The sequence below is a fragment of the Streptomyces pacificus genome, assembly GCF_011766325.1.
Lineage (GTDB): Bacteria > Actinomycetota > Actinomycetes > Streptomycetales > Streptomycetaceae > Streptomyces > Streptomyces pacificus.
Genome location: NZ_BLLG01000031.1, coordinates 19,691 through 31,321 on the forward strand (window position 1 = coordinate 19,691; position 11,631 = coordinate 31,321).

Genomic DNA, 11,631 nt, shown 5'->3' on the forward strand with positions numbered 1-11,631 from the left:
AGCCCTGTGGCTCATACGGCGACGTTCAGCAGCACGTCGGTCATATGGTCCGCTGCGTCGGGGCGGCCGAGGGCGCGGGCCTGCACTGCCATCTGCTCGCGGCGCTCCGGTGCGGCCAGGATCGGGGCGACGGCATCGCGCAGGCCCTCGGGAGTGACCGCGTCCTTCAGCAGGGCCACGGCGGCGCCCGCCTGCTGAAGGTGGAGGGCGTTGTGCTCCTGCTCGTTGCCGGCCGAGGTGGCGAGCGGGATGAGCACGGACGGCTTGCCCAAGGCGGTGAGTTCGGCGATCGTGCCGGCGCCGCTGCGCGAGATGACGACGTCGGCGAGGGCCAGGACGTCGGGAAGCTCCGGTCCGACAAAGTCGGTGACGAGGTAGCGGTGCCGGAGGTCATCCGGGAGCTGGGTGGCGTACTGGCGGGCCTCCTCGATGGAGGTGGCGCCACACTGGTGGATGACGTTGGCCTGGGTGAGCAGCCAGGGCAGGACTGCCCGGATCGTGGTGTTGATCTGGACCGAGCCCTGGGCGCCGCCGGTGATGTAGACGGTGGGCAGGGCGCGGTCGAAGCCCGTGAGGCCGAGAGCGGCGATGGCCTTGTCCGGTTGGCCGGTGAGGACCTCGGGGCGTACGGGGTTGCCGGTGACGACCGCGGAGGCGCGCACCGAGTCGGGCAGGAGCGGGAGCGTCGATTCGGAGGAGACGGCGACGCGGGTGGCGGCGCGGGCCAGGGCGCGGTTGGCCAGGCCCAGGCGCACCGTCTGCTCGTGGATGACGAGGGGGCGTCGGCAGAACTTGGCCGCGAGTCCGACGGGGACGGCGACGTAGCCGCCGGTGGAGAGCACCACGTCGGGCTTGAAGTCGGAGACGATCGAACGGGCCTGGGCCGCGCCGAGCGGGACGCGGCCCATGTCCTTGATGTTCGCCGGGGAGGCCAGCTTGAGCGGGTTGCTGGAGCGGCGGATCTTGCCGGTCGCCACGGTCTTGAAGGGGATGCCCTCGCGGTCGGTGACGCGGGCCTCCAGACCGGTGGCGGTGCCGACCCACAGCACGTCCAGGCCGACGCCGAGGCGGTCGAGCCGGGCGGCGGTGGTGCGGATGGCGGTGAGGGCGGGGTAGGTGTGGCCACCGGTCCCGCCGCCCGTGACGATCAGCCGGAAGGGCCGGCCCAGGGCGGCGAGACGACGGTCGAGGTCTGCGCTGGTCACGTGCTGGGCGCTTCCGTTCCGGCGGGCGCCGGGGCGGTGCCCGGGCCGGGGGTCATTCGGACGTGCCGGACGATATCAGCCAGCCGCACCTTGGTGAGGAGACGTCCGATCCCCCACGGGGTCGTACCGAACTGACCCATGTACGTGCTGAGGGTGCGCCGCTGTTCCGCGGTGAGGACGAACTCCCGAACCCTGCCCTCCATAAGGCGGAAGTGCCGGGGATCGCGGCTTCCGTCCCGGTGCCGCCCGGCGGCCAGGAGCGCGTCGAGGTCGAACCGCGCCGGCTGGCGCAGCACCTCGGGCGGGTCGGTGCGGAAGACGTCGGCGAGCGCGAGGCGGTGGTACTCGGCCGCCTCACGGACGAGCGCCTCGACCAGGCTGCCGCCGCCCACTCCCACGCCGGCTTCGCGGAGTACCGCGAGGCAGGAGCGGGCGGCGAGGTCGGCGGTGTCGTCCAGGGCCTCGGAGAGGATGCGGGTCCGGTAGGTGTAGAGCAGGTTGTTGCCCAGGTGGCCGCCGATGTACTGGTCGATGTTGCCGGTGGCGTACGACAGGAGGTCGGCTCGCTCGTCCCACAGCTGCTCGTCGGTCTCCGCCGAGAACTCCTTCAGGACGGCGGCCAGAGCCGGGCCGTGGTCCATGGTCCGGGCACGCTCCAGCCAGGACATGGGAGAGATCTGGTGGGCGCGCAGGATCGCCAGGAGGACGGCGAACAGCCCGTCGTTGTAGAGGGAGGCCAGGAGCAGGTTCATCACCCGGCACTCGCGGTAGTCCTCGTACGGCATGTCGGGCACGGTGACGCACACCTCGTCCACCTCGGCGGCGCGCAGCTCCTCGCCGAGCACGGTGTACGAGCCGTAGCAGCGGGGCATGACACGCCACTTGGTGACCAGGCCGTGCTCGCGGCGGTACGCGTCGGTGCACATCTCGCTGCCCGGCAGCAGGGTGAGCTGGAACATGTTGAGCCGGTCGAAGCCGGCGTCGACGAGCTGCCGCAGAGTGCCGAGGTGCCTGGCCTTGGAGTCGCCGGGCAGGGCGAGGATGACCTCGCTGTACGTACGCGTGCCGGTGTCGGCCGCCGCGAGGGCGATCTCCATGAGCTTGCCGGGGTCGATGTTCGTACGGGCGATGTTGCCCAGCACGCCAGGGTCGAGGGACTGGACGGCGCCGGACAGGCTGATCGCGCCGGGCACCTGGGCGACGGCGGACAGGACGCGGTCGCGCTGGTTCTTGCCGGTGGTGACGTTGACGACGCGGGGCCAGCCGTACATCTGCTGGCACTCGGCGATCACCCGGCAGGTCACGTGGTCCTCCGGGTACATGCCGAAGTTGCTGTCGGTGATGAGCAGTTCGTTGCGCGCGGCCCCGGCCTCCACGAGCGGTTTCATGCGGTGGCCGATGTAGTGCAGCTCGCCGCGGATGTGCTCGGCGTTCTTCTTGGCGACCTTCTGGAAGTAGGCCGTGCCTTCCTGGCAGAACGTGCACTTGAAGGGGCAGCCGCGGTTGGTCTGCACGGTGGGGACGAGCTTGCCGTCGAAGAACTCGTCCATCAGGCCGAGCGTGTACGGGGAGGGTACGTCTGACAGGTCGTGGATCCGGGGCCGCGGAGGCGGGGCGTACAAGGTGCCGTCGCTGTCCAGGTGGTGCACGCCCGGGAGGCTGCCGCGCACGTCATCGCGGCTCGTGCGGCTGAGGGCGATGAGAAGGTCGGCGAAGGCGGCCTCCCCCTCCCCGTCGACGTAGAAGTCGACACGGCCGGCCAGGCGCTCGCGCCAGAACACCGTCTGCTCCGGGAGGCGGAGCGGATAGTGAGGGCCGCCGAAGACGACCGTCGTACGAGGGAACCGCTCCTTGATCAGATCGGCGAAGGCGAGCGACAGCTGACTGTTCCAGATGTAGTGCGAGAACCCGATCACGTCCGGCGGCCCGTCCTGCTCCAGGGCGTCCGCCAGCGCCTCGGGGTACTTGAAGATCCGCACGGGGCGGGCCAGGTCCATACGCGTCGTCGCGTATGTAGCTATCCCGGCGACCGCCTGCGGCATCGTCTCCGCCGAGATCGCCTGCTGGGTGTACGTGAGGTCCGCCAGCCACACCGTGAGCGTGACCCGCGGCCGCGCGTCCGGTGCCACGATGGGGAGCGGCACCAGCACGGGCGTCGCCGTCATGCCACGACCTCCCGCTCCGCCGTATGCCGCACCTGACCGCGCAGGAAGATCTGCAGCAGGAGCCGACGCTCGTCTTCGGGCACGTCCTCCTGGCCTCCGCCGAGCGCCTCGCGGCCGTGGCAGCACAGGTGCTGGTTGACGATGAGCATGTCGCCCCGCCCGAGCAGGAACCGGCGCTGACCGAGGATCAGTTCACGCTCCAGGGACCGGGCCGCCTTGACGTACTGGTCGGTGGGGTCGGCGTCGGCGAGCATCTTCGCCGTGAAGCGTACGAAGCCCTCCGTTGACGGCAGCTCGTCGAGGATCGGGAACGGCTTCCACTCCTCCCCGACACCCGTCAGCTCGAAGAACGATCCGTCGACGTATTTCGGGTGGGTCAGCAGCTCGGCGTCGGCGTAGCCGAGCCGGTCCACAGCGCGGCGGACCTGCGAGACCAGGCTGTGGCCCTGTCCTCTCGGGTCGGGGCGGACGCACAACAGGGCGCTGTAGTCCGGCGGGAAGATGGAGTTCACGACGTCAATGTGCATCGGGTTGTAGCCGGAGCCCGTGGCCCGCATCGGGTCGATGGCGAGGTTGGTGCCCAGCGGCTTCCACAGGGGCCAGCGGTCGAAGGCCCGCAGCGGCGTCGCGAACAGGGACGTCAGTGCGGTGGCTGCCCGCAGGCCGGCCTCCTCGGAGTCGGCCGCGTCGAACAGCTCGGCCAGCTCCAGGACCGCGAAGCCCTCGCCCTCCGGGACGTTGAGCAGCCGGTGGCAGGTCGCGGTGAACTCGCCGATGCGGGGCAGCCCGGCCAGCAGCACGTGGTACCGCGCTGCGGTCTCGGGCGAGAGCAGCCCGTCGTCGCCGAGCCGCCACTCGGGCAGGTCGGCGGCCCGCTGGGCGAGCTCGGCGACGAGTTCCTTGGGCAGGGCCACGCGGTACTCGGGCACGGAAAGGGGCGTCATGAAGCACTCCTCGTGCTGTAGGGAGGGTTGGAATCAGGAGTGGAGCTACGAGCGCAGCAGGTTGGTGGGGTCGACGGCGGCCCAGACGGTGAGCAGGACGGGCACGACAAGGACCGCGAACTGGAACCAGCCGAAGCCGTAGCGCTGGAGCAGCCGGAACGGGTGGCGGAGCGCCCAGCGCAATCGGGCGAGCCGTCGCCGGCGGAGGATCGTGTCTGTGGGCGTCGAGGTCATCAACGCCTGCGCTTCGATCCGGTCGCGAGCGGAGGGGCGGCCGCCGTCTGTACGGGAGGGGAGCCGACCGCACGGCACCGCCGCGGATCCGTGTGCGTTCCGGGAGTCGAGACGAACGCCCTGGTCGCGTTCAGCCAGTTCGCGAGCGAGTCCCGATCTTCCTGGTGGAACCAGAGCATCACCATCGACGGCGACACGATCCCCTCGGTCCGCCCCTCCACGACTGCGGCGAGCGCCTTCGGCCACTCGGGACGGTCGGCCCGGCTGGAAAGCACCGCCGCTCGGTCGACGAACGTCGCCACGGGGATCCAGCCGCGCTCGTGCGCGTACCGGAGCACGCCGCGCGGGCCCTGCTCCGGCGCTGTCGTCGGATCGGCCTCGGGTGAGAGGCAGGCGTACACGACGACCCGAGTGCCGGGCGGGACTCGCTGCGGTGGCTCTTCGACCACATCGCTCACACCGTCCGCCTCCCGTTCTCATGCGAGGACCCGGGCCCGACGGGAAAGACGCACCAGGCGACCGTGCCGTCAGTGGTGAAGCCCCAGCTCCCGTCGAGCTCGTCAACGAGCGCTTTCACCAGCCACAGGCCGCGGCCCCGCTCCGCGCCGACCCCGGCTTGCTGGGGACCGGGCACCGCTGACGGGGAGCGGTCGTCGACCTCCAGACGGACCTGACCAGCCGTGCGCCTCAACCGTAAGCCCACGGTGCTGCCTCGCCCGTGGACGATCGCGTTGCTAACCAGCTCCGAGATCACCACCTCGGCGGAGTCGACACGGCCCTGGGGCACACGGCACACGTTGCGCAGCCACGCCGCCCCGATCCGCCGGGCCTGAGCGACCCGTGAGGCTTCACGTACGAAGGCGACGTCGACGGACGACGGCGCTATGCGTGCCCCATACGCGGAAATGGCGTGGGAGCCCGTGAGACTCGTGGTGAGGATCGAGGAGGGAATCGAGGACACCATCGTCCAGCCCTTCCGTACGTCGGAACTTGAGACCACAAGGCGGGCTGTGATGCCACGCGTTCGCGGTCACCGAACGATGACGGGGGTAGGACGGACTTTCCTACGGCCCCGATCTCGTCGTTCTGGACCCCGATGAGCCTTGCCGTGGTCTTCTGGGACTTGGGTGCCTCCTGCGGGGCCACGAGGTGGGTAGGTGATCGACAATCGCCGCATACGGGCGCAGGTCCCGGCGGCGACCATGCGAAGGGGGCACGGTGGGCGACAGACAGCTGACGGTGTTCGGCATGTTGGTGCGGGAACGAGGCTGGGGTTACGCGCGGTTCAACCGCGAGTTCCGGAAGGTCTGCGCCGACCTGCGCCTGGACGACGTCACTCCGCAGCGCAAGCAGTTCGACCGGTGGCGCCTGGGGCAGATCAAGGGCGTGCCACGCGCTGAGGCGTGCGAGGTCCTCGAGCGCATGTTCCCGGGCTGGACGGCCGAGAAGCTGCTTGCCTTAGCGGAGTCCTCACCGCTTCCCGTGACCGACGACGTCACACCGGCACGCACCAAGGAAGAAGAACAGGAGCACGCGCCGGAAGCGGCGGTGGACGTGCTCTTGGAGGAGGACGAGATGAAGCGGCGAACCCTGATCAGGGGGCTTGTCGTCGGAACGAGTCTTGGCATCACCGAGTCCGCGTTGGAGGTCATGGCCGCCGCCCGGCAGCGCATGGATCTGGCGCTGGAATCGACGGCCATTGGGCCAGCGACCCTGGAGCGCTGGGAGACCACTGCCTTCGAGTACGCGCACGCCTACCAGACCGAGCCGCCGCAGCGGCTCCTCGCGGACGTCCTCGCCGACTTCACCGAAGTGCAGGGCCTGCTGGAACAGCGGCAGCCCATCCGGTACCGCCGTCGCCTGTGTCGTGTCGCCGCCCAACTCGCAGCCCTGGCTGGAATCTTCGCCTCAGCGCTGGGCGCCCACCGCGAGGCCCGAGGATGGTTCCACACAGGACGCCTCGCCGCCTCGGAGGCCGGCGACAACCAGCTCGAAGGCGCCCTCACCGTACGCTCGGCCATCGTCTCCCTCTACTACGGGACTCCGGCATCCGCCCACGAGCAGGCCGCCCGAGCGCGTCACATCCTGGGCGACATCGTGGGCCCCGCCACCACCCGGGGCCTGCTCGTCGAGGCCCGTGCGCTCGCCCGCCTCGGGCGGGGAGACGAGGCCCTGCCGCTGCTGCGCCAGGCCGAGGACGCGTTCGGCCGGCTCACCGCCGAGGACCTCGACGACCCCTCATTCGGCCACACCGAGCGGCAGTTCCTCTGGCACCTCGGTAACGCGTGGACGCACCTGGGGCGCACGGAGGACGCCTGGCAGGTCCAGCGGCGAGCGCTCGACCTCTATCCGCCCACCGAGTACCTCGACCCGACCCTGATCCGCCTGGACCGCGCGGTGTGCCTCGCCCGCGACGGCGAAACGGAGGAGGCGTACCGCACCGCCGCGCAGGCCGTGACGTCGCTGCCGGAAGAACATCGCACCGGCATGGTCATGAAGTACGCCACCGACTTCAGCCGTACTGCTGGACACTCCCAGCTCACCGCCGGCAGGGAGTTCGCCGAGCTGCTGCGGGCCTGAGCGGGGCTACCGACCGGCCACGGGATTGACCAGGGAACCAATGCCGGAGATGTGCACCGCCACCTCATCGCCCGGAACGACCGGGCCCACCCCTGCGGGCGTGCCGGTCAGGAGCACATCGCCTGGCTCCAGGGTGACCGCCGCCGTGATGTACGCCAGCAGGGAGGCGACCGGATGCAGCATCGTGTCCGTCCCGGCCGACTGCCGCTCGACGCCGTTGACCTCGCAGCGCACGTCGAGCTTGGTCGGGTCGAGGTCGGTGGTGATCCACGGGCCGAGCGGGCAGAAGGTGTCGAACGCCTTCGCCCAGGACGGCTGCCCGTCTTCCCGCTGGATGTCCCGGGCGGTCACGTCGTTGGCGCAGGTGTAGCCGAAGACGTAGTCCAGCGCCCGCTCGGCGGGAACGTCGCGCGCCGTACGGCCGATGACGACGGCGAGCTCGGCCTCGTAGTGCACCTCGCGTGACTGGGCCGGGTAGCGAATCGCCTCCCCGGGGCCGATCACGGCGGACGGCGGCTTGAAGAAGAGCCGGGGTGCGGCTGGCGTGTCGAGGCTCAACTCGGCGATGTGGTCGGCGTAGTTGCGACCGACAGCGACGACCTTTCCGGGGAGGACGGGGGCAAGGAGTCGTACGTCATCGAGGGAAATGCGGCGGCCGGTTGCTTCCGCTTTGCTCCGAATCGGGTCGGCAGCCAGTAGTTCTAGGACGTCCTGGCGCTCCGCAGTAATGAGCCGCCCGTAGTGGGCGCTTCCCTGCCACTCGAACCTCGCCAGCCGCTGCGACCCATCCGTCAGCTTCATGAACGCACCGTACCCCCGACTCGGCAGGGAGCCCGGGGGCAGGGTCAGAATGCGGCCAGGTAGACCCGCACACGGCTGCCTGCTGCGCCGCCTACATGGATCTCGATGCCCTGGATGTGACTCCGCCGTGAATCGCCGACGCAGGGCGGACAGGCACTGGCCACGCGTACGCCCTCAACTTCCTGAGGCAGCTTGATACCCAGGTGTTTGAATCCGTCCCCGGACAGCGAGGAAGTGACCTTCACAGCCTCCAGGGGATGATCAGGCCGCAGGTCATCGACCATCGATTCGGCGGTTCTCACCTCGGTGACGAACGACAGCAGGTAGACGTTCTCCTGAGGCTGCACCCGTACGGCGCCCTTTACCTCTGTCGCACCCACCGGGATCTGGACCTTCATGAATTCGGCAGCCTCAGGCGCGCCTGCTCCCACCTTCCAGTAGGGGTACTCCTTGCGAGTGACACGCTCCGGTTGCGTCGGCGCGCAGGCGATGAGCAGGAGTCCACTGGCAATGGCGGCCACCGAGACCGCCACCAGGCCCTTCAAGGAGCCATGCCGGCGCTTCATCGGTTCTCCTCCTCGCCGCGGGAAACGTCCCCGCGCGTGCCCTCGCGTCCAGGGTCGCCCGGTGTGACCGTGGGGGCCGTGTGGCCGTTGAGGTCGTGGGTGTAGGTGGAGCTACTGCCTCGCATGTCGAATTCCTGGGCGAGGCCGACTGCGTGGAGCCGCCCCATGTCCTCATCCTCGATGGTGACTCCCCCTGGGAACTCGGTTGCCTTGCCCTTGTCCCAGTTGTAGCGGTCCCACACGTTGACCTGATAGTCGAGCGAGATCTTGGGCTCACCGCCGTGAGCGCTCGGTGTGACGGTGACCATTCCAGAGACGTTCTGGGCGTGGGATCCGACTGCGTGAAACCACTCGTCACTCCGCAGAGTGCGGTGTTTTGCCGCACTCTCGACCGGAATGATCACGGTCTTGTCTCCTCCGGCCCGGTTGTACTCATCCAGCGCCTTCTGTCGCCAGGCATCCTGGTTGTCCACCAGATGTTCCTGCTCGATGCCTGAACGGAAGTCGGTGTCGTCGTGCAACATCCGGTCGACGTCCAAGTTCAGGGTCTCGCCGGTGCCGCTCAGGTATTGGAGCATGTTGCGCGACGCCCCGGTCTCCCCGATGAAGTCTCCGGCTGCGGCGATGGCCACGGCTTGAGAGTGGAGCCATGCATCCCGGGGTGTCATATCCTCCACGTTGAATGGCCCAGAACCGGGGTCCGGTGACTTCCAGTTGTACAGAGGGGCAGTGATGCCCGCTGCCCGCAGTTCATCGCCGCGTTCGCGTAGCAGGATGCCGCGGGTGACCGGGTCGAGGTCGCCCCACCACTCCGCGACTGCCTTCCTGCCCTTGGGCATGTTGGCGGCCTTGCCGGCCTCCTCCAGGGAGGGGTAGGGGCTGGCGGTGGGGTTCCTGTTGAAGCCGTTCACCGTCCCGTCCATGGAGTCGGAGTCACGAACGGCGGCGTCGAGGGCGACCCGGAGGCCGTCGTCGGCGTCGCTGACCGCCTTGACCGCCGGGAAGGAGCCGGTGGAACAGGGCGCTCTCCGGCAAGTACGAGCAAGCCCGCTCGGCAGACACCTCGCGCCGGTACCCGCCGTAGCGGAAGTAGTGGAAGGGCAGGCAGCGCCACCGCGCGGAGACCTTCACCAAGTCCCCGGTGATGCGGGCCAGGCTCTTCCTGTCCGCGTCGCGCAGCAGCGCGGGCAGGTGCTCGGTCAGCAGCTGCCGCACCTGGTAGGGGAGAAACCGCGCGCCGGACACGCGAGGAAGAACCTGGGTGCGGAACCACTCCTCGGTCACGGCCTGGCGGTGGTTGAAGCCGCGGTTCGCGGTAGGTCTCATAGTGCTCCTCCCGTTTCTCAGTGGTCGGGGGTTCCGGCAATGGCCAGCGTGACGACGAGCGCACTGACGACGATCACGTAGGCCACGACAGCGAGGCGCTGCCTCATCGGGCGGGCCCGATGTTGTTGGCGGCCGTCGACCAGCCGATGCCGTTCGCGGGCTGGATATGGGCGATACGGATGAGCCGGCCGCCGTGCCTCTCGTGGAGGACGGCCGTCAGCTCCCCCTCACCCCTGCTCGCAATGTCGCGGACCAGACGGTGAAGGAGGGGGTGGTCCTCCCGCCCCTCGGCGTCGACCGGATTCACCGCTCGGACTCCTCGCGGTCGCTCATTCCGCGACGAAGGAATCTCTCCCAGCCGGAACGGGCGCGAGCGCGGAGGGCCGGACTCGGACCGGCCGGCGGCTCGGGAACCGTGTGCTGTCGTCCGCTGTCGCCAGGCGTACGGACGGGCAGAGGCTGGCTCATCACTACCTCCTCGGGGGCGGTGCAGCCCGTCACCCACGAGAGGGACGCCGATGACGGACTGCGGTCCTGGAAGCCGTCCGGAGCGGGGCGGGGGAGCCGGTTAACCCGGGTGCTCAGCTCCGAACGGCGTGAGGCCCAGTGAACGGCCGTGGACCACGGGCTCGGAACGATTCCAGGGGGTTCCTCCAGTGAGAGAAACCCCCGTTTCCCGCACGCACAGGGAGTAGCCTCCTGACTACCAACCTGAGGGGAGGGTGGGATGTCTGACCCGATGGCTCTGCACCCGCTGACCTACGTGCGAGAAGGCAAGGGCTGGGGCAAGGCCGAGTTAGCCCGGCGCATGTGCGAGCGCGGGGCCGAGCTGGGTGTACCACTGGCCACCAACCGGACGGCGGTGTGGAAGTGGGAGCAGGGGCAGGCGCCTGACGCGGACGCGCAACGGGTGCTCGCCGACCTCCTGGGCGTCCCCGAGGACCACGTTCGCTCGGTGCCCTGGCCCCGATGGCTGCCAGCCTGGGAATCTACGGCCCTGGCGGCCCCGTGGACTCCGGCTGGCACCGTGAAGGTATTCGCCGATCTGGTCAGGAGTGGCCACATGGATCGTCGGGGCTTCCTGTCCATCACCGGCGTCGCGCTGACGGGAGTCACCGCCAACTGGGCAGCCGCCCCGGAGGCGTTCGCCTCGGCCATCGACGGCGACCGCGTCACCGACGCGATGATGACCACCATCGAAGCGCGCGTCGACACCCTCCGCACTCTCGACGACCAGATGGGCGGCGCCCGCCTCCTGGACCAGGCCACCAGCGACCTCGCACTGATCACCAGCCTCCTCGACCACGGGCGCTACACCGACGCCATTGAGCACCGCCTCTACGCCACGGCCGCCCGGGTGTCCTATCTCGCCGGATGGATGGCCTACGACAAGGGCCTCCGGTCCCTGGGCCAGCGCTACTACGTAGGCGCCCTCCGCAGCGCCCACGGCGCCAAGGAAGACGGCTGCGGCGCCTTCATCCTCGCCGAGATGGGCGTCCACATCTCCGACTCCGGCGACACCGCCGCACGCGTGAAGCTCATCGACACCGCCATCGGCAACGCCCCCTCGGCCCTCCCGCCAGCGGCGGGCTCGTACCTCTACCTCCACCAGGCCGAGGCCCTGTCCCGAGACACCGAGCACGAGGCGGCCGGCAAGTCACTCAACCGCGCCTACGACCTATGGGGCCGGAAGATTTCAAGTCCAATGAGACGGTTGTGATGCTATGAGGTTTGTGGTGCGGGTTCCCTGCGCTTGGCCGGGTCGTTGATCCAAGCGGTCTGGGGTATCTGGGGTGGTCGGGGGCGTCGG

Annotated in this window: 13 protein-coding genes; 2 read left to right on the forward strand and 11 right to left on the reverse strand. The window is 69.4% G+C overall.

Going from position 1 to position 11,631, the window contains the following annotated elements; all coding sequences use genetic code 11:
* Positions 1 to 11: 11 nt before the first annotated feature.
* Genes SCWH03_RS27425 through SCWH03_RS27450 form a run of 6 tightly spaced genes read right to left on the reverse strand, consistent with a single transcriptional unit; the run spans position 12 to position 5,548 of the window.
* A complete protein-coding gene (locus SCWH03_RS27425; protein ID WP_254077073.1) occupies positions 12 to 1,205 on the reverse strand; it encodes a UDP-N-acetylglucosamine--N-acetylmuramyl-(pentapeptide) pyrophosphoryl-undecaprenol N-acetylglucosamine transferase in 1,194 nt (397 codons plus the stop codon).
* The gene (locus SCWH03_RS27430) at positions 1,202 to 3,370 is read right to left on the reverse strand and encodes a B12-binding domain-containing radical SAM protein (RefSeq protein ID WP_173267483.1); all 2,169 of its coding nucleotides are present in this window, start codon (positions 3,368 to 3,370) and stop codon (positions 1,202 to 1,204) included. Before SCWH03_RS27430 ends, SCWH03_RS27425 begins: the two co-directional genes overlap by 4 nt.
* On the reverse strand, positions 3,367 to 4,314 hold the full coding sequence (locus SCWH03_RS27435) for a TauD/TfdA family dioxygenase (protein WP_173267485.1): 948 nt from the start codon (positions 4,312 to 4,314) through the stop codon (positions 3,367 to 3,369). Before SCWH03_RS27435 ends, SCWH03_RS27430 begins: the two co-directional genes overlap by 4 nt.
* A gap of 45 nt (positions 4,315 to 4,359) precedes the next feature.
* On the reverse strand, positions 4,360 to 4,548 hold the full coding sequence (locus SCWH03_RS27440; protein WP_173267487.1) for a hypothetical protein: 189 nt from the start codon (positions 4,546 to 4,548) through the stop codon (positions 4,360 to 4,362).
* Positions 4,548 to 5,006, reverse strand: coding sequence for a recombinase family protein (locus SCWH03_RS27445; protein WP_173267489.1), 459 nt, complete (start codon positions 5,004 to 5,006; stop codon positions 4,548 to 4,550). Before SCWH03_RS27445 ends, SCWH03_RS27440 begins: the two co-directional genes overlap by 1 nt.
* On the reverse strand, positions 5,003 to 5,548 hold the full coding sequence (locus SCWH03_RS27450) for an ATP-binding protein (protein ID WP_173267493.1): 546 nt from the start codon (positions 5,546 to 5,548) through the stop codon (positions 5,003 to 5,005). The genes SCWH03_RS27445 and SCWH03_RS27450 overlap by 4 nt, the downstream gene beginning before the upstream one ends.
* Before the next feature lie 218 nt (positions 5,549 to 5,766).
* Here SCWH03_RS27450 and SCWH03_RS27455 point away from each other — a divergent pair, with 218 nt between their 5' ends.
* Complete coding sequence (locus SCWH03_RS27455; RefSeq protein WP_173267495.1) at positions 5,767 to 7,128, forward strand: NsdA family TPR-like regulatory protein; 1,362 nt, start codon at positions 5,767 to 5,769, stop codon at positions 7,126 to 7,128.
* 6 nt (positions 7,129 to 7,134) lie between these two features.
* Here the strand turns inward: SCWH03_RS27455 and SCWH03_RS27460 are convergent, their stop codons facing one another.
* From SCWH03_RS27460 to SCWH03_RS27480, 5 genes are all read right to left on the reverse strand, one after another.
* A complete protein-coding gene (locus SCWH03_RS27460; RefSeq protein ID WP_173267497.1) occupies positions 7,135 to 7,929 on the reverse strand; it encodes a fumarylacetoacetate hydrolase family protein in 795 nt (264 codons plus the stop codon).
* A 44-nt stretch (positions 7,930 to 7,973) separates the two neighbouring features.
* Entirely contained in the window at positions 7,974 to 8,495 is a 522-nt protein-coding gene (locus SCWH03_RS27465) for a hypothetical protein (protein WP_254077074.1), read from the reverse strand.
* Positions 8,492 to 9,406: a hypothetical protein gene (locus tag SCWH03_RS27470; RefSeq protein ID WP_254077075.1), complete on the reverse strand. Its 915-nt coding sequence runs from the start codon at positions 9,404 to 9,406 to the stop codon at positions 8,492 to 8,494. The genes SCWH03_RS27465 and SCWH03_RS27470 overlap by 4 nt, the downstream gene beginning before the upstream one ends.
* 22 nt (positions 9,407 to 9,428) lie before the next feature.
* Positions 9,429 to 9,821 (reverse strand): hypothetical protein, encoded by a 393-nt coding sequence (locus SCWH03_RS27475; protein WP_173267499.1) that lies wholly within the window; start codon positions 9,819 to 9,821, stop codon positions 9,429 to 9,431.
* A 103-nt stretch (positions 9,822 to 9,924) separates the two neighbouring features.
* Positions 9,925 to 10,128, reverse strand: coding sequence for a hypothetical protein (locus SCWH03_RS27480; protein WP_173267501.1), 204 nt, complete (start codon positions 10,126 to 10,128; stop codon positions 9,925 to 9,927).
* 420 nt (positions 10,129 to 10,548) lie between these two features.
* On the opposite strand from SCWH03_RS27480, the gene SCWH03_RS27485 reads away from it, so the two are divergent.
* Positions 10,549 to 11,541 (forward strand): helix-turn-helix domain-containing protein, encoded by a 993-nt coding sequence (locus SCWH03_RS27485; RefSeq protein WP_173267503.1) that lies wholly within the window; start codon positions 10,549 to 10,551, stop codon positions 11,539 to 11,541.
* Positions 11,542 to 11,631: the final 90 nt, after the last annotated feature.